Raw genomic sequence first — 19,012 nt, forward strand, 5'->3', positions numbered from 1 at the left:
GTAAAATGACACAAGAATTAGGCATAACAAAAAAGCAAAGCTTTTATTTTAACATTCCAAAAAAGAAGCCGAAGATTGCCTACTTCATATTGGTTTACCGTTTTCCTGAACAGTTCAAACGATTGTTTAAAGCCATTTACCATCCAGAAAACCACTACTTAATACAGATCGATCAAGAGATTGATATAAACATTGAAAAAGGTGTTAAAACATTTTTGGAAGATTACTCCAGCGTTTATCTTTTAAAAAGTAAAAATGTAGAGAGGAGAGGGTACAGTATGGTACAGTCTCAAATTAATGGAATGAAATATCTCTTAAACCGTTGTCTGAAATGGGATTTTTTTATTAATCTAAGTGATCAGGATTTTCCTTTGAAATCTCAAGATTTCATTTTTGATTTTTTGAGCAGGAATAAAGAAAAAAACTTCATGAAAATAGCCAACCAAATTAAGAAGAAATCTGATACGCTGAACCGCGTTGAAAACTATTTTCATGAAATAGATATTGGCTTTTCGGGCATATCCTATAAAAGATCCTTTATGAAAAATGTAACCCCATATATAGGAGGGCAATGGATGATCTTGACCAGAGCATGCTGTGAATTTATTTGTCACAGTCCTGAAGTGAAAAAGTTTGAAAATTTCTATCGTAAGATCCTAATTGCGGATGAATCATATTTTTAAATTGTATTAATGAATACTTCATTCAAAGAAACGATCATAAACGATGAAAAGAGAGTTGTTGTAAGGATTGCTCACGCTGACACAAAATTGAAACCAAAAATTTTGACAAGAACGGATATCGACTTCTTACTACAAGGAGACAACTTCTTTGCTCAAAAATTTGATGAATCTATATTGAGTATTTTGGAAGAAGTTTTGACAACGAGTCAAATAACAAATAATTCTAATAGTATTGATTTTAATTTTGTTCCAACATTTAATATTGATACAAAAAAGAGTGATCTATTAGATCTGGAAACAATTACAAATCCGCCAACTCAATTAAGAAAACTTAATGGCAATAAATAAATAGTAAAATGGCTAAAAAGAATATTACAAGAAGTTGGAGAGAGCAAAAGGTGATGCTCAAACGAAGGTTTCCACTTCTATCGGACAGGGATTTTGATTTTAAAGATGGGCAAAAAGAAGCAATGCTCGATAATCTTGCTATCAAACTTAAAAAAACAAGAACAGAGCTAGAAGTACTTTTTACCGAATTACAAACCTATTGAATTATACTTAACAAAAATAATCATGCATAAATTTAAAATACAACCGCTTGCTGATAGGGTGCTGGTAAAAGCAGATATCGCAGAAGAAAAATCAAAGGGAGGTATCATTATCCCAGATACTGCTAAGGAGAAACCGCAAAAAGGTATTGTACTAGCTGTCGGTAAAGGTAAGAAAGATGAACCCATGACCGTAAAGATTGGTGATGCCGTATTATATGGTAAATATTCTGGAACAGAAATTACGGTTGAAGGTATTGATGCGCTTATTATGAAAGAGTCAGACATCTTTGGTATTGTTCAATCAACTGCTACTTTGGAACTTATATAAGAATAAATATTGAAATAGATATATGAGAAACGAAAATACACTTGTTCCCAATTTTTTTTTGTTATGTTTTTGCAAAAGTGTAGGGTATGGATGCTCTAGGAGAGGTTAATGAAATACAATAGGAGCAAACAATATATCTAAAGATAAAAGAACACTTTATCTGGATAATCAAGAGCGGCCGATTGGACATATGATTCTTTTAAAATACCATAGTTAGCATATTCCTTGTTCTTTTCTACCGCCCAACCAATATTACCATAGTCAAAATGCCAATACTCTTTATGATCACACACAAAATCTTCATCCTCGAAAAGTTTCATCAGAAGTTTGCGATTTTTCTTTGCTTCTTCGCTAATGTCAGGATGTTTGGGATAGCATTTTTTATTTAAATCAATATGTAGTCCATCGTTGGTTCCAAAATCGAGTACGCATTTTTTTCTTAAATCATAAATCAGCGCATCAACAGCACCTCCTGTTGCATGGGTAGATTGTCTTTTTGGAGCAATAAACATTGACACTATTTCGTCAATTTCTTCTGCTGTTTTTTTAGGGTATTTCTTTTTCATAAAACTGGCTTTTTGATCCCATAGTTTTTGCTGATGTTCAAATGATCTCCAGGCTGATCTAATAATTAGTTTTTTGCCCTGACTATCCAGAAGCTTACTGATTCGACCTATTTTTTTATATACCTCTTTTCTAACCAAATAGCGATAGTTTTTTTGAATAGACTTTTCAAATATTAGATTAAAATCCGAATCCTGGAGACTTATCAATGGAGTGTGATTCTCATTAATTGGCATAATAGCCGTATTCTTTTTGTGGAACCTGTCTTTTTCTTCTATTATGGTGCAATACGCTGCCGCACTTATAGGAGTGATCATATTTTTAGAAATATAGGATGAATTCATAGCGGTAACTAATGCGCCATACTTTAATGTAAATGATACATCGCTACCCACTTTTAAGTCCTCTTTTTTAGCATTGATGATAATATGATCACCGCCGGCCCCCAGGATTTCAATATCTAATTTTGGAGTTAGCCCGGTCACCATTACGTCTTGTACACCCATTGCCAGGATAGCCCGTCGTATCATGCCTTGGTCTTTGAATTTTGGTTTGTTACCAAAAGAGTCCAGACCTATTTCACCATTGGGTACGGATGATTTATTTTTCAATTCTATAACTTCAGCCACTAGCATAAAAGCGTCTTGATAAAGTTTTGGAATCGGTTTTCCTGTTAAGGGTTCATAACCCAAAAATATAGATTCTCCTAATCTCAAATTATTTATCCTGCCAACATCTTTTGTAGTGCTGAACCAATTATAATTAGCCGAATTTCCTCCTGAAATTATGGATAGTTTAATATGAAATTTTTTTTCAATACTAACAGCAATAGTAGACAGCATGTCCATCTTTTCTGTTGTGGGTTTAACTCCCGAAAAACAAGCAAGATTTGTACCTATTCCTTGAAGTTTGATACCTTTTAGAGCTAATACCTTTTTGATCGTATTTTCTAATTGTGATGGGAGGATACCTTCGCGCAAATCTCCTAATTCTACCATAATTATGATTTTATGGATCTTACCATGTAAGACAGCAAATTCTGAAAGTTTTTTTATGACAGATAACTCCGAATTTAGACTCATATCGGTATCTAATACTACTGATTCTGCCTGACTTATCATAGGTGTCCTAATCAATAAAAAAGTAGCTTTCAGGCCAGCGTTACGCATTTTTTTGATATTTGCTATTCTTGAGTCAGCAAGAATTTTTACTCCGCTCTTTACCAAAATATTAGCAATATGCGGATGCGCACAAACTCCTTTCGTAACAACGATTATATTGATGCCTTTTGACTTAAAAAGGGAGCTTAAAACCTTAACGTTATGAGCAATTTTTTTGAGATTAATATCTATTCTTGGGGTTGGCATAGTAATGGATTGATACGAATTAAATCGGGGAATATTTTATAAAGTTTTTCTATCAGCTTGCTGCAATCATTTTTTAAGACATCAGTGACAGGTAATTGGTACTTTTCTTCGTAAATCTTTGTTATACTTTCAACTTCTTGGTCATTCATATCTTCATGATTGATTGTAATTGCTATTACTTTGGAGCCAGAGAAAGTTTCTAGCATTTTTATTTCACTTTCAAGTGTTGGCATGGGAATTTTGGGGAAATCACATCTGTTACGTCTTTTTGGTGGATGTTGAAGGATAATAGCCTTAGGTATAGCACCTCGAATGATTGCACTCGAAGAGGTAAAAGCTGGATGACTAAGTGCCCCCTGTCCCTCGACTACAATAATATCGGGTTTTTCTTTGAGTGCTTCTAGAATAGCATTTTCAACTTCTCCAGTCGCATAGCCAGAACTTAGAACATCTATAGCAATACCGTATTTTGAACCTTGGAGTATCCCTGTTTGACCTGTAGTTATAAAGATAGCGTTTAACCCCTCATTTTTTAGAGCTTCTACCAGCTTCAGTGCAGTAGTTCGCTTACCAACAGCGCAATCTGTCCCTGATACTGTTATTATTGGTGTTTTAATATCTAGTATTTTACCAGTAAAGTGATGAAGGTTTTCTTTAGAAGGTGGTTTTCTAACATCAAATATAGATACATTGTACTTTTTTGCGAGACCCATACAAACTTCATCATCAGAAAGAAACTCTGGAAGTCCATTTATAATATGTAACCCAGCTTTGATAGCAGTATAAATAACTTCTTTTTCTTTATCACTAAGTAATGACTCTAGAGGAGCAATTCCGTAAATAAAATATTTTGGAATGCTATCTAACATTCCAATAGCTTGATTAAAACTCTGGAATATTGGTATTTCATTTTTAATTCCATCAAGATATTCTCCTGCGTCAAGACCTGATTTTGTGCTATCAATAACACCAACAATTTTATACTTGTCAGAATGCCTTACAAGACCATTTGCTACTTTGCCATCCAGTTTGCCAAATTCATTTTCGCAATAGACAATTGCTGATGTTTTCATATTTTTAGTAATTTTAGATAAAAAGAAATCGATTTTAGAAAGAGTTTAACTTCCTACCAATGCTCTTGCAGATAAACCCAATTCCCATCTGTCTGGATCATTTTGAAATCCACAGTAGTAGATTCCATTAATATATCGCTTTACTATCAGCGAAATGCTAGGGTTTATTTTAGTAAATACCGTATCACCTACTTCATATTTTAGAATTACATTTTTATTTAGTTTCATAATTAATATTAGAAGAGAGGTTTATTTTTTCATTTCTTTTGCCCCCAGAGAATTAATTAATAAGTAAATAACCTCTGAGGATAAAAAGAATCAGCAAGAAAAATGACGATTTTAAAAAATCTATTCGAATGGCTTTAAGAGTTAGACTAATTATGTGTCGTCATTTTATATTAAAATTGATCTATAATATTGATTTGTGTATTGTTTTAATATTTGCTTACTAAAGAATATTTGTTTTGTAAGGTTTTATTCAACTTTATTAAAAAAGGCAGAGTTTTGAATTTCTGCCTTTTTTTACCTGAAAATGTTTTGTAGTATATATCAAATACTTCGCATGCATTATCATTTTGGTAATTCTAGGTCGTTCAAGATTCATTTTTTGAAAACGATTATATTCTCATTTTATAATATTTATTACAAAGATCTTTATAATTAATCGATGCAAGGTTATACAATAGGAATTCAATGTTACATAAATCATAGGTTTTTTAAATGCTTTTGGGAATTCAGTTCAGAAGAGTGACATCTACTATAATAGTTTACCGAAAATCAATATTTAATTTAAAACATAAAACTTTTATTGAATCTTTTAAGTTCTGATCTTGAAATAATTGTATAACGCTAAGCAACTTTAAAGTATTCTGCCAACTCTTTGGTTTTCAGTAATTCATTTTCAAAATGTTTCGACATTTGTCTTTCCGAGGTCACTGAATTAGATGAATTGGAACAAAAAAGGAAAAAGATATCCGAAAAATATAGAAAATGTATTGACTCTATTATGCTGATGACAGAGCGCTATCTAAAATCTCTTGGTTTGTTGGGTAACTAAGGATGCAGTTTCTGAGTTGCCTGAAATTCAAAGTATATTTTACACAATGTTTTTTATTTTTAGAATAATTATAATACTATAATTTGTTAGCTTTACATAAACTAATAACAAATAAATATGAAATTAGACGATAAAGAAAAAGAAGTGCCTTCTATGCCATCAAATCCTGTATCAGACCCGGAACCAACTACATCAGGAGATGTACCTGAAATAGAATAAAAAAGCATACGAGTAAAATTACAATCGAATATATCAATCTCTTTAATACTTTTAAACGAGATTGATTTTGTTTTAGATTATAGAATATTTTATGTTCTAAATTGTTAACTTCTCCTATCAACATTGCAATATATAATTCAGAATCCGAAAAATTTTCAGAGGGTTGTAGTAAATCTATATTATTTAATTCACTTGGGGATCTACCTTTTCCCATAAAAAATCTTGGATAAATATTTTTAATGCAGATTAAAAGAAGAATTAAAACTAATGTTAGAAAAATTATAATATACCAATACTTATTATTTTCAATTGGGTTATCCTTAAAATTCTTTACAATATATCCTATCCCGGCTGTTAGTAATCCAGCTAATACAATCAATACAGAGTAAAATCTATTTGTTATTTTGTCAGAATTATATAAGGTATAATCAAGTTTTCTTTGAGCTTGAGAATAAATTAGTTTTAAATTATCCTGTGGAATTTTTCTCCAATCGCTTACACTAATTTGATACATCTAATTAAAGTTATTAAAGATAGATTTTGTTGAAAAAAATATCAATATAGCAGCTAATTTACAAGTTATATTTTTTATCACTAATGCTTTTTTTAGATACTCTAGGAAATATTGTATTTCTAAAGGACTAACGATTACCTAAAAAAGGATATGAGTAGTACTTAACCTTCGTGCTAAATCTCTGTCATCTATTTACTGTTGTCTTAACAACAACAATTCTTTTACTTTACTTATAATTATTCTTCTTGTTTATTTATTGCATCACGCATATTGTCAACTAAAAAATCTAAGGGATTTATTCCATCATTACTTGTCATACCTAATGCTTCTGGTGAAACATCACTAGTTGGCCATATTGTATGGAAGTTGGATAAATCTAAAAGCTTAGATTGTTGTATTAATTTGGAAAATGGTGCATAACGACCATTCTCGTTATTATACATAAATGCTATAGCACTTGCTATTAAATCGGCACATTGAACACCGAAATCATTTTTTGAATCTATTAATTCAAGTGAATTAATTTGAGGTGGATAAGTCATCTTACGTATATCATAACCTATTTCTTTCAATTTAGGATTCTCAGCTGCCAATACAATAGAATGATTTAAGTAATCATCATAATGACGTATTTGCTTAGATTCATCAAAACGAACATCTAACTTCATTTTCAATGATTTATACCATACATCACATAAAACAAGAAAAGTAGAAAACGTAACATCTATACTATATTTATCGATAGATGTCATTATTTCTTTAATATGCTTTCGGCTGTCAACTATAGGTTGTAATACATTTTTCTCCTTTACTTTCTCCAACAATTCTTGAGCAGTTATATAAAATATATTAATGGACTCCTCAGATTTTAATCTAATCATACTAACAAATTCATTTATGAATTTCTTGTAAAGTACTTTATCCCATATATGATTTCCGAAAGTATATATCCAATTAGCATAGGCTATATTTCGACCATTCTTGTACAAGTCATAACCATTATTATACATAACGGTTTCAATTAAATGGTTTGTTATCTGACCTGCAACATTAAATTCTTTATCAACTACATAAGCACATACGCGTTGTTCCACTATTAATGGGTGATTTATAAATTCTAGTATTTTTCTACGTCCTGCGTTACTATTTTTAAGATTTTTAAAATGTATTTCGTGTCCTAAATCAAAAATTGATGTTAATGTATTTTGTTGTTCTAAATTAAAGTTTACGGATGCTAAAACAAATACTTTCTGGTCTTCGTTTAACATATCTTGACCAGTGTTACCTGATTCATCAAAGTATATCGTATTTGCCATAGGTTGTTTATTTGTTAATAATCAAATCTTTAAAAAATCCATATTCTTCATCTATCAATAATGAGCGGTCTAAGAATGAATTGAACTCTTCACAAGCATTTTCTGGTATTAAAGTACAACTATAGCAAGCTGCCATATTTAAACCGCCTATACCTTGACCGTCATCGGTATTATAACATATTGGGTCTGATGCGCAATCTGTTGCTCTTCTTAATGCTGATTTTAATAGACGTAACATTCTTGCTTCTGGCGCTTGTGATACTAAACCACCGTAACTGCCTTCTGCACCTGCAATAGTATATAGTAATACACCTTGCATTTGGTTTTTATCTACAAAGAGTCTTTCATTTAAAGATGTAGATGGATAACCACATAGAAACTCTAATTCTTTAATTAAAAGATGTGATAACGTATGTACCAAAAGAAAACGTATTAAATGCTCTCTGTTTACTGTCATACCAAATTTTTCTTTTACTGAACGGTATGCGTGACTTTCAATATTTGTATATAGTTTATTAATCTTCTTCTTAAAAACCTCATTCTTTTCTGATTTTGTTATCCAGTTCTCTATTTTATCATTTGATAGCGCAATGAAAATACCTTCACCAAAACTCTCAATCGCTGGTAAATACTTGGTTTTATCTTCCCACTTAGATGTAAATTTCTTTTCAATAAGCAATTGGGTTTCGTCCATTTCTGAAAAGAAATCATCGTTAGTTAATGGCTCTTGCCTCGTATAACCTACCTGCACTGTGGTCATTTTAATACGCCTTAAACCTATTAATTGTTCAAAACCATAATTGGTTAAGCTATTTAATTTTTCTTTCTTAAAAATTAAGTTCTCATCTTCATCTGTAAAGTCAACCTTAGGGTTCTTAACTAAAAAATTATATTCATAAAGACGATACTCTAGCTCTGGTATGTATGAGTTGTCGTTATCGTTTTCTAATATTTTTTGGATTTGCTCTAAAGGATATTCTTCTTCTAATGCTTCAAATATGAACTCTGCATCTTTACCTTTTGCTTTAAATCTATTTATTTTCTCAATGTGTTTATTTCTTACACCTTTGTCTGTAGGTAAAAAAATACTAGATACAAGAATGGGATAATACACACTATTACTGCTACGAATGACTGGTTTAAAGAACACTTTGGATTCTTTTCCTTCTTCGTGTCGTTCCAAAAGTTCAGCTTCAGAAAAATATTTTCTTTCGCGTAAGCCAAACAAACCTGATAGATTCATTATTCTACCTTTATGACTACATCCATCATTCATACATTTTACACTAATACCTGCTAAATCTGAAAATTTTGTTGACTTTGTATATCTGAGGTCTGGATTTTCACAACACAATGCTTCGTAGTCTAATAAGACAGAACCACTCTCTGAATCTTCATCTTTTACTGCCTTTTGCGCCTTGTTCCATCTTTCCCACGGTATTTCTTTTATATCACCAGTAGGTGCAGACATTACAAAACGTACCTGTTCTAATTCTGGTGCAAATTTGCTCCCTCTTTTTGCATAACACACGCCACACTTAGGCGGTGCAAATTCTTTTTTAGTAGCATTAGCTTTTGCCAATTCCCACTCTTTCCACCAGTCTTTAATATGCTTAAATCTTTTGCAAGAATTACAGTAAAACCATTTAGGGAAGAATGATGCGCTTATCGTATTATTTATATGTTCAGGTATATCTGCTCTACTCGAAGAAGATACATTATCAGGTACATAAACAAACGCTTCTAATTTTTCAAATCCATCTTTATGTGAAAGTCTTTGTAATAATCGTTCATCATTAATATGATATGATGCATCAATAATTGTTTTACCATCTTGTTTATTAAAATAAAAGAAAGGCCACTCATCAAATCTATCAATCATTAAAGCACCAAAAGGTGTTTCTATAATTGAACCTGAACCACCATAAGAACTGATGGCTTTACGTGTTTGTATTTTAACAAACTTACTATCTGTAGCTTTCTTTTTACGTCTTATTGCCATTCAAAATTTGATTTAATTCTTATAAATGTATCAGTATCTATCTCTCTCATTGATTGCATTGTTGTCCAATCTATTGCACTTTCATTTTTGTCTGAAGGTCTTTTGAGTAATCTTTTATATTTAAGGTCATTAGACGCTCTTGCCTTACTTTCCCAATCTTCTACAATGTTTTGATACCTACGGTCAAAATAGACCATCATTTCTTTGTTGTTAACTCCAAATCTTTCTTCTATAAAGTCTTTGTAAACTTTCGCTAAATCAGATTTAAAATTAACAGCATCATTATCCTTATTAAGATTTGGGTATTTGTTACGAATAAATGCCACTAAAGAAGTGGTGAGCATTTTATCAATAGTACTTTCTGTAAATGGTGTTATACTAAGAGGTTCAACACACTTATAAAAAGCCTGGTGAAAGTTTATGAAATGCTCAAAATAAGATTTCTCTCTTGCTCTATTTGGGTCTAATAATGACACTACTAATCCATTAGTCTTACGACCTACACGACTGGATGCTTGTATGTATTCTGCAATGTTTTTTGGCATACCATTAATAAGCATCAAATTAAGTCTACTTATATCAATACCTACAGAAATCATATTTGTAGCTAATACAAAATCAACAACATCATTTAAGTAACGGTAACCTTTATCTGAGGTTACTATATTCTTTTCTTCAAATGGAAGCTCTAATTCTTTAAGTATTGCCTTTATACGAGAACTTTCTACACGACTGGTTAATTCTTCAGTACGAGAAGCTATTCCTGCAAAGTTGAATCTATAATCATCAATAGGATTAAATAAATCTTCTAATCGGTATTGTAATGTTGATGTAAAATTAGATACTTCATCACCCACTTTATTAAAAATCTTCCCTACATCTTTTAAACTGTTATAGTAGGATATAATCGTCCAATAGTTATCCGCATAATCCTTAGTATCCTTATTTCTATATACTTCAAGGCGAGAAACGAATAGATGTGCTAAAATCTGTAATTGTGTGTCAATAGATGTTTTGCCAGTAGGCATAAAACCTATATATCGTCTTTTACTTTCGGTACTTTCTCTTGAAAAGAAACTATCATTATAATTTATACCTGATGGTGGAAATATATTAACTTTCCTATTACCATATAATTTTTCTATTTGATATTGCGTGTTCCTTGTGGTTGCAGTAGAAGATATAATTTTAGGTGCGATACCATTCTTAGTGCATAATAATTCAATAGTAGATTCATATAAAGCAGTAATTGAGCCTAATGGACCATTTAACAGGTGTAGCTCATCTTGAATTATCAAATCTGGTGGTAAACCTTTGTCTATATTAGCTTTAAAAAAGTTATGTGCTTCATCTTGCCACGCTAACATTGCAAATTTATCTACAGTACCAAACAATAAAGTAGGTGGATTTTTATACAGGTTTTCATCAACTACTTGAATAGGTAGTTTTTCGTAAAAATGACACTGTTTATTTATACAAGATACTTTTAATTCACCTTTGTTTACTTTAAAACCATAACGCCATATCGTTTGTCCTTGCGAGTTCTTTTCTTTAGAGACTGATTTAGTACCACACCACGGACAACTACTGATTTGAAATACATTTTTACGCTCAGGATTTCCTTTGTCTCCTTTTAAAGCTTCTTCATCCATTTGCGAAACTAAAATGGCTGCACCATTATCTCCTGCTACTTTATTAGGTGTAGATGCTTGTCCTACCCATAAACCAATATTTATAGGCTCCTCTTTTAAAGTGTCTTTAAATTCTGATTGAGAACGCATAAACTCCAAAGTGGCAATTAAGCGAGATGCACGTTCAAATTGTTGTGCTGTTAATAAGCGTAATGTGTAACGCATAATAACACTTGTGCCACCATAATCACTTTCATTATTAATTCTTCTGAATCCTATTGTAAAAGCTGCTACAGCTAAATAAGCTTCTGTTTTACCACCACCTGTAGGAAACCAAATAAGGTCAACCGTATTGTTTGCTTTACGCTTTTCTGGCTGTGCTATTTCATCTAAACTAAGTAGTAAAAAAGCTAATTGAAATGGTCTGTACTTTGGTACAAAACCTAAGTTTTTAGGTGTGTTGTATTGTTCAAAATAAACCAAACGATTTGCATTGATAGATTTGTCTATCTGAAAGAGGTCTTTTTCTGTTTTCCCTAATCTTTCATCATTAGAAATGATTAGTTGAACTAACATCGCTGTATTAGCTAATTGAAAGGCTTTAAATACCTTTTCATTATCCAATAAATTAATGTTTTCTTTAAGACGATTATAATTCTCTTGTTGTCTTTCTATTACTTTTTCGGCTACTTCTCTTTCGGATGAATTAAGCTTATTTTTCTCTTGTATTTGCTTATTAATCCATTGCTCATAGCTCGCTACAAAATCTTTAAGATTTACCTTTATTTCATCTTTTGATAATCCCCAAATTGAGAGATTACGCATATCTAAAGCCTTGTCTAAACTACTGTCTTCAAACTCATTAATTACATCATTTATATTTTGTTCTGGTAAGAATGTAGATTGAACAGTTTTTGTATTTACATCCCATATTACAGAGCAATTATGACCTATACCATAACTTTTAATATTACGGTAGATTAACTCTATTTCTTCTGCTTCTTCATCTCTTATCTCATCATCTGATGCATAGGTATTAAGACTATTGTCCTTGTATTCAATCAATCCATCTGATTGTACTTTTATGCTCCCTTGAAATAGTGACTTAAAATTTAGATTTTCTGACCTGTTAGAAAAACGATTTGCTGGGTGGTCTTCAGAGCAGTTTACGAGTTGAATTTTTACAAATCGTGCCCTTGAATCTTCGTAAACTTTTATATTATATCCTGCATTCGTTTGCTTATAAATCTCAGATGGAAAATCAAAGGTAATAGGGGATTTAAAGGATTTGTCTATTTTGATAGTTTCGTTAAACGTAAAAGGTGTTCTTTTCCACGCTCTACCTAACAATTTTTCTAATTTACCTATATAATAATATGCAGAGAAATGCCCACCTTCTTCTGTTTGTCTAGTTAAGTTTTTTCTGTTTTTAAATTCATCAAACTGACCGTATTCTCCGTTTGCTCTTTCAGGATTCTTCTGTTCTCCTTTAAGTTCTCTGTTTAAGAACATATAACCGTCCTCATATTTTAAAGCTTTTCTAAATGCTAATGGTATTGGAATGCCTTGTTCAAAGAAAGAATCGTAACCTGCTTTAGAAATCTTTATTTTTCCCTCTTCGCTTTTTGCCTGCGTATATAAACCAAATGAAAATTCAACCTTTATTTCTTTAATTGATTTATCTAAAGCTACTGTAATTCCAATATTAGTAGGAAAGAAGCTATTTGTATCTAAGTTAAAATCCTGACGTTTAACTTTTACTTCTTCATTCTTTTCTTCTATATCCTTAGTTTCCTCATCTTCATTATTTTCATTGCCCTTGCTATTCTCATCCTCATTTTCATCCGTTGTTAATGATTCACTTTCCAAAGCTGCATCATCTTCTTCTCCTTGAGTTTCTGGTGTAACAGATTTATTAGGAAAGAGCACACCGCTAAAATATCTCGGTAATGGATAATCTGATATAATTTCTTCTTCATCAGGAAGTCCCCACATATCAGAGCCAGGACCAATCATTCCTCTATTAATTCGGTCTTGAAATATTTGTCTTGCTTTTTTATCTAATTCATCGTTATGATTCATCTTCGTCTGTAATTACTTTACTTTCTATTGTTCTTTCTGGTGCTGCGCTTTTTACAAACGCATTGATTTCTTCTTTACCAAATTTTGATAACATTTTACCTTTATTCCTACCTTCTGAAATGATGTAATCCATAACATCATCACTTAAATCTCTGCCTAAACTTATCATTAAACCACGGTAGAATCCTTTTACCCTTAATAATGATGCAAAGTCCTTATTAAGATGTTCATCATTCATTAATAGCTTCATAGCTTTTAACTCATTATTACTATGCGGAAAACGTTCTTTATCACTTTCATTTAGCCATTTACTTATTGTTACCACATTAGTTATCTTGCTCCCTTTCGCTTTAAGCGAACTCAGTAATCTTTCTTTATTATAATGCTTATCCTCATTAATTCTTTTTGAAAAGTAACGTGCTAATGATTTTTTCCAAAGCTTTGACATTTCTTCAACTTCTTTGAATCTACCGTAACTATCTTCTTGTAATGCAATGTTAAAGAGACGTTCTTTAGACAAATTATTATACACCCTTACTTTGTCTCCTGGAAGTACATTATAGGTTTTTGATTTTACCCATTTACCATCCTTTTTTATGAGTACTGTTTTAGAACCATCATACACTAAAGATTCCTTATCATTTGCAAATTGTAAACGGTAGTTTACTTGCTTATTAGATTCATAATCATATACTTTTTCATTACCATTATCACGTTTATAGAAACCATCCATAATATCTTCTAAAGACTTATCAGTATTAATTTCTTTAAGTTTCATTTTAAAATCTAAACCTGTAAGTACTTTACGGTTTTTAGATTGATATTCTGTGATAAGACTATTATCATATTTATCAACGTAAGCGTTAATCACTTTTGCCTCTTCAGGATAAGACAAGAACGAATAACGATGCGGTGAATTAATAGCAAAGCCTAATACATCATCATAATACTTGCCATTATTATAAATACTAAGTACATATACTTTTTTACTACCGTTAATGCTATTATGTAATGTTTTAAATTCGTTGAGTCCACATATTTTAATGCGCTTCATTTTAAACTCTTCTTTCCAATTCTCGACCAAACGTTTAGGCACTATGAGGTAATCTACATCATTTAATTGCTCTAAGTAATTGAGTTTATTATTATTAAAGTTTTCAAAAATGGCATCAATTTTTACTACAAGCTGTTGTTGCACTTCGGTATCATATATTTCTAAATCATAAAAATCCTGCTCAATGGTTTCTGATGCTACTTTTTTAAGAAGATGCTGAATGTATTCTAGTTGTGATAGTGTACGACTGTGAGAATGTTTAGAAAGTACCAGTGCATATAAGAAACGACGTAAGCGTTTAACACTGAGTAAAGACATACCGTTCTCTTTCTCAATCGAACTTAAATAATCTATAAAACCGTCTATCTTTTCTTGATAAGCTACGTCTTTAATATCTATAGCCTTAATTTCTCCAGGTGCTTTATCTTCTAAGTATTCAAATTCTGGAAAGGTCCATTTCCATTTTAAGAATTGATTCTGCTCATCATTAAAACCCAGACTACCTAAGATGATGCAATTAGGTATATCTTCATTTCTAAGTGCTAACCTAATTTTTGTGCTTACATCATTTTTATATTTGTTTTTGCCTATTACAATTAAGGTTTCTATTTCTATTCCTTTATCTAAAACGTAAGTTTGTAATGTATTATAATCTGGGACACAGTAAATCATAGGTTCAATAGGAATATGATTCCAACTCTCTGCTCCAGAACTAGCAATCCAACGCATAGGAATTGCTTTCTTTATGTCAATGTCTACATATTTTTGAGATTTTAATTCTGCATCAAACTCTTTTTTAGACATTATTATAGCAGACTTATATTTAAATTGAGATGGTAGATTTTTACTTTCATTGAAAATTAAATCGTAAAACTTTTCATAAGCTTCAAAACCTACCTTAACTCTACGTCCTGTTAAACCTGCATTAATTATTTTGTATTTACCTATTTGCGAGTGTTTTACTGTTTTTTTAAATTCTTGTCCTTTTTTGCCGCCAAACACGATGTAACTATCTTCTTTAACCAGCTTAATTTCAAAGCGCATCTTATTGTATTGTAGAATATCGCCTTTTTTATAAATAGTATGATTGTCACAAAAGTTTTTAAAGAATAATGAAATAGCTACAGAAAGTACCGCAGGAAATTGAGATAATGCAGGAAGCTCCTTATCAAAAGACTCTATAAATAAATTATCTTCTTTGTTAATGGCTTTGTCCATTAAATAGAAGTTAATCGCTTTAAAATCTGAAAGATTTAAAGCCTTTAAGTGGTACTCTTTAGTTAAGTACTCCTTAGCTTTATTGATTAGCTCCTGTGTATAGCTTTTAATTTCTTGCAATATCTCATTTATTTAAATGAATAATCTATAATCATAAGTCCTACCTTCAAATCGAGATAATAGTTTTCCTATTCTCGCAATCTTATTTGATGAGTCAATAGTTGAAGGAAGCTTTGAGTATAAATCTAATGAGTTCCAATTCATTTTAGTTAAGCTTAAAATTTCTGTTGAAATTAAATCAATATTAGATTCTCCATAATGCTTAGTTATTTTAACTGGTGCTGGGATACTTCTACCACCTAAGTAGAATTTATAATTCGGTTGTCGAACAGAAGGCACAATTCCGTGAGTCCATAATAGGGCAGTGTGTTTATTCGTTACAATACAGGTTCCTCTTGAAATGGGAAACTTATCTACTTGTAATTCTTTATTATATACGCTCATTGCCACAAAACGTGCATCAGGTTCAAAACTGATTTCAATAAGGTCTATTTTTTTGATTCCAGCTTTATGTAAACTAGCTTTAATTCCGTCTATTTCATCTTGTGTAAACTTTGTTCTTTTGTGTATAACTACTCTTTCAGGAAGTTTATCTAGTGATTCGTAAAACAGCTCTCTAATTGAAACTCCAAATTGAAAAGCATCTTTAAATGATAAAAAAGGATTGTTTTGCTTATCAAGGAAATAGTTGTCGATTTTAGATAACTTATATTTTAAACCCTGACCGTTTGAATCATAAATGTGACTACAACCAATAACAATTTCTGATTTATCTTTTATTTTAGAAATACTATACCCAATTCCAGCATATGCTGTGTTTTTTTCCTGATTATTTAAAATCCAAGGTGTTCTTAAAGATTTCACATAAAATGATAATGATAACCACCAATTAATCTGACAAGTTAAATTGTCTTCTAATGTTTTCTCTCTAATTAATTGTGTCGCAATTCCTTTTGAAGCAGCAAATGCTTTTACATAATCGTGTAAGTCAAAACTTTCTTCTTTGTTTACAAAACTTTCAAAATTTTGCCATTCGTTTGGAATAAAAATAACGATTGTACTTTGACTTTGAGTATTCGCTATTTGTTCAATTTTTGAAGTTATAAGTCTAGCGAGTTTAATTGCATTTTCGTGTGCTTCAAGTTCATTTTTACCTCTAAAATCAATATCCAACCAACTTCCATCATTCTCAAAGTATGGAATGTTTAAGGGAATATTATAAATTGATGAAAAGCCTGGGTAATCTATTAAGTAATCAGGGTTTATATTGTCAGTTGAGTGTTTTGTTTGTAATTGGGAAAGAAAGGCATAAAACTTATTTGAATATTTCCCTCCACAAATAACAGATAAGTTTATTTCATTAGATAAGATTACTCCATTTAGATTAACATCATAAGGACGATTATTTACTAAACCTCTCATTGGATGGTAATCTTTGAATTCCATATCTGATGAAATGTTACGGAAAACAAGTTGTGGTTCTAAAAATTGAACACCTTTAAATTGAGTTTGTCTATTATCGTATTCTTTTGGTGCGTAACCTCTAAATTTAGGGTCTAGAACATTTATTTCTCCAAACGCTGTACTTGAAGATATTTGAAATTCAAGACCACTACCAGATTGAAGGGGATATTCAAATTTTATTCTAGGTTTATTAAATAAAAGCTTATTCCAGTTTTCTAATATTTCGTCATACTTATTGTTATATAATTTCTCTAAGTTGTATTTACTAATAGTTAGTTTGTCTGTTTTTGAAATTTCTTGATCAGAGGTTAAGTTTATTGTTGGTGTAAAAGTTAAGTAGCCAAAGCTTTTGTTTTTATCAAAGTAAAATGAAAGAAATAGCGCTTTATGAATTTTGATGCTTTTATATTCACTTTCATTTGAAGTCAACCATATTTTATTTTTATTATTGGTGGAAATTCTTTTGTCATTGGCAAAATGTTTCAAAATTGCTTGCAACATTAAAGACTTGAAAGCTGATACATTGTCTACATCAAACTTACTTATAGATTCTCTTTTAATATCACTTTTTAAAAGACCATTAAATGCCTTTGAAATATCGGTTAGTGTTCCAATGGCAAATACTTTTCTTTTAAAGGGAACTGCACAAATATTATTTGCTTGGCAAATGGTTTTTAAAAAACTCCAAGGTTTTTCATCCTTATAGTCAATTTCAAATTGAAATACCTCTTTTGGAAAAACAACAGGGTGTAAATTACTTTTAATATATTTTCCTGTATTTGAAAAATTTAAATGAAACTCCGTTTTTAAATACTCTTCATTTTCCGAGCTATCAAGTGCATTTTGAATTTCTTGTGAAAGTGAATCATTATCTTCAAATGCTGATTTCGCTAAATGAATTATAGTCTTGTCAAATCCGTCTGTTGTTACATAATGAGCTTCTCTTCCAGAATCTCGAACAGTTCTCAGCAACTTAGCTACTTTGTCCGATATTTCACTTCCATAGCCACACCAATACAATCTTCCAGCCCCTTTTCGAGTAAAAGCTTTTGTTAATGCGTCCATTAAAGATTTATCTCTTCCGCTATAACCAGTAATTATCAAATTTTTATCTAGATGATAATTAGATAGATTTTCAATAAACACTTCATTTTGAGAATCTAACTCTTCTACTGTGTTTTTTAATGAATTGAATTTATAATCACCGTGAAGAGCGATTGCGAGAAGTTCTTTGTTGCTTTGATTCCGATAGATTCTATCTACATTATCTAGATTTATTTCTATTGGTGTCAGTTTGTTCTGATGAGCTGAACGAACAATAAGTCCGTCAAAATTAGTAGTCCAAACAGATTTGATGATATTATGCTCTGCAAGTAAGCATAATAGTTTATATCCAATATATGGTTCTTTATTTTCTATTAGACTTAAAAAATATTTTCTTCTATCATCACTAATTGGATATGCCTTTTCTGCAAAAAAGGAATATTCTTCATTAGAGTCTAATTCAGGATACTCTCCTTGACTATCCAGCCATTTTTGTATGCTTTTTCTAACAGAATCCTCTTTGTAATTTTTATAATATTCAGATGCGTTTATATTCTTAGAGAGATAAATGTCTTTTTTCCATTCCCAGATACAGTCATATGCAGATTGAATTCCTGAACTTATTGAAGCACCAGCGCCTAACAAAATTGAATGAGGAACATCTGTATTTCTTTTAAAAGACCTTAAAAAAGCGTCATAATCCAATAGTAAACTTTCTTTCATAAATTAACCCTTTATTGACTTGTATTCATAGTTTAACAGATTGATTCGATATTATCAAAAAT

Annotated in this window: 12 protein-coding genes; 4 read left to right on the forward strand and 8 right to left on the reverse strand. The window is 31.0% G+C overall.

Going from position 1 to position 19,012, the window contains the following annotated elements:
* Window positions 1-5: 5 nt before the first annotated feature.
* From Q0829_RS23650 to Q0829_RS23665, 4 genes are read left to right on the forward strand one after another with little or no spacing between them, the layout of a single operon-like run.
* Complete coding sequence (locus tag Q0829_RS23650; RefSeq protein WP_298547632.1) at window positions 6-683, forward strand: beta-1,6-N-acetylglucosaminyltransferase; 678 nt, start codon at window positions 6-8, stop codon at window positions 681-683.
* A gap of 9 nt (window positions 684-692) precedes the next feature.
* Window positions 693-1,031 (forward strand): hypothetical protein, encoded by a 339-nt coding sequence (locus Q0829_RS23655; RefSeq protein ID WP_298547634.1) that lies wholly within the window; start codon window positions 693-695, stop codon window positions 1,029-1,031.
* A gap of 8 nt (window positions 1,032-1,039) precedes the next feature.
* Window positions 1,040-1,234: a hypothetical protein gene (locus Q0829_RS23660; RefSeq protein ID WP_282080451.1), complete on the forward strand. Its 195-nt coding sequence runs from the start codon at window positions 1,040-1,042 to the stop codon at window positions 1,232-1,234.
* Window positions 1,235-1,256: 22 nt separating this feature from the next.
* On the forward strand, window positions 1,257-1,562 hold the full coding sequence (locus Q0829_RS23665; protein ID WP_298547639.1) for a co-chaperone GroES: 306 nt from the start codon (window positions 1,257-1,259) through the stop codon (window positions 1,560-1,562).
* Between the two features lie 137 nt (window positions 1,563-1,699).
* Here the strand turns inward: Q0829_RS23665 and Q0829_RS23670 are convergent, their stop codons facing one another.
* The 8 genes from Q0829_RS23670 to Q0829_RS23705 form a co-directional block, all read right to left on the reverse strand.
* Window positions 1,700-3,493 carry an alanine racemase gene (locus Q0829_RS23670; RefSeq protein ID WP_298547641.1) on the reverse strand — a complete coding sequence of 598 codons (1,794 nt, stop codon included), beginning with the start codon at window positions 3,491-3,493 and terminating at the stop codon, window positions 1,700-1,702.
* Window positions 3,475-4,566: a DUF1611 domain-containing protein gene (locus tag Q0829_RS23675; protein ID WP_298547643.1), complete on the reverse strand. Its 1,092-nt coding sequence runs from the start codon at window positions 4,564-4,566 to the stop codon at window positions 3,475-3,477. Before Q0829_RS23675 ends, Q0829_RS23670 begins: the two co-directional genes overlap by 19 nt.
* A 45-nt stretch (window positions 4,567-4,611) precedes the next feature.
* On the reverse strand, window positions 4,612-4,794 hold the full coding sequence (locus Q0829_RS23680) for a hypothetical protein (RefSeq protein ID WP_298547644.1): 183 nt from the start codon (window positions 4,792-4,794) through the stop codon (window positions 4,612-4,614).
* A gap of 1,798 nt (window positions 4,795-6,592) precedes the next feature.
* On the reverse strand, window positions 6,593-7,672 hold the full coding sequence (locus tag Q0829_RS23685; RefSeq protein WP_298547645.1) for a DUF3800 domain-containing protein: 1,080 nt from the start codon (window positions 7,670-7,672) through the stop codon (window positions 6,593-6,595).
* A 7-nt stretch (window positions 7,673-7,679) separates the two neighbouring features.
* Window positions 7,680-9,674 (reverse strand): DUF1998 domain-containing protein, encoded by a 1,995-nt coding sequence (locus Q0829_RS23690; RefSeq protein WP_298547646.1) that lies wholly within the window; start codon window positions 9,672-9,674, stop codon window positions 7,680-7,682.
* Window positions 9,665-13,387: a helicase-related protein gene (locus Q0829_RS23695; protein WP_298547647.1), complete on the reverse strand. Its 3,723-nt coding sequence runs from the start codon at window positions 13,385-13,387 to the stop codon at window positions 9,665-9,667. The genes Q0829_RS23690 and Q0829_RS23695 overlap by 10 nt, the downstream gene beginning before the upstream one ends.
* On the reverse strand, window positions 13,377-15,779 hold the full coding sequence (locus tag Q0829_RS23700; RefSeq protein ID WP_298547648.1) for a DrmE family protein: 2,403 nt from the start codon (window positions 15,777-15,779) through the stop codon (window positions 13,377-13,379). Before Q0829_RS23700 ends, Q0829_RS23695 begins: the two co-directional genes overlap by 11 nt.
* Window positions 15,780-15,791: 12 nt before the next feature.
* A complete protein-coding gene (locus Q0829_RS23705; RefSeq protein WP_298547650.1) occupies window positions 15,792-18,950 on the reverse strand; it encodes an SIR2 family protein in 3,159 nt (1,052 codons plus the stop codon).
* Window positions 18,951-19,012 lie beyond the last annotated feature (62 nt).

Source organism: uncultured Aquimarina sp. (genome assembly GCF_947492405.1).
Taxonomy (GTDB): Bacteria; Bacteroidota; Bacteroidia; order Flavobacteriales; family Flavobacteriaceae; genus Aquimarina.

Excerpts from the sequence above, each read along its gene's own strand:
- Q0829_RS23695 (WP_298547647.1), bottom strand. The coding sequence starts at position 13,387 with ATGAATCATAACGATGAATTAGATAAAAAAGCAAGACAAATATTTCAA.
- Q0829_RS23650 (WP_298547632.1), top strand. The coding sequence starts at position 6 with ATGACACAAGAATTAGGCATAACAAAAAAGCAAAGCTTTTATTTTAAC.
- Q0829_RS23665 (WP_298547639.1), top strand. The coding sequence starts at position 1,257 with ATGCATAAATTTAAAATACAACCGCTTGCTGATAGGGTGCTGGTAAAA.
- Q0829_RS23675 (WP_298547643.1), bottom strand. The coding sequence starts at position 4,566 with ATGAAAACATCAGCAATTGTCTATTGCGAAAATGAATTTGGCAAACTG.
- Q0829_RS23705 (WP_298547650.1), bottom strand. The coding sequence starts at position 18,950 with ATGAAAGAAAGTTTACTATTGGATTATGACGCTTTTTTAAGGTCTTTT.
- Q0829_RS23660 (WP_282080451.1), top strand. The coding sequence starts at position 1,040 with ATGGCTAAAAAGAATATTACAAGAAGTTGGAGAGAGCAAAAGGTGATG.
- Q0829_RS23685 (WP_298547645.1), bottom strand. The coding sequence starts at position 7,672 with ATGGCAAATACGATATACTTTGATGAATCAGGTAACACTGGTCAAGAT.
- Q0829_RS23670 (WP_298547641.1), bottom strand. The coding sequence starts at position 3,493 with ATGCCAACCCCAAGAATAGATATTAATCTCAAAAAAATTGCTCATAAC.
- Q0829_RS23655 (WP_298547634.1), top strand. The coding sequence starts at position 693 with ATGAATACTTCATTCAAAGAAACGATCATAAACGATGAAAAGAGAGTT.
- Q0829_RS23680 (WP_298547644.1), bottom strand. The coding sequence starts at position 4,794 with ATGAAACTAAATAAAAATGTAATTCTAAAATATGAAGTAGGTGATACG.
- Q0829_RS23690 (WP_298547646.1), bottom strand. The coding sequence starts at position 9,674 with ATGGCAATAAGACGTAAAAAGAAAGCTACAGATAGTAAGTTTGTTAAA.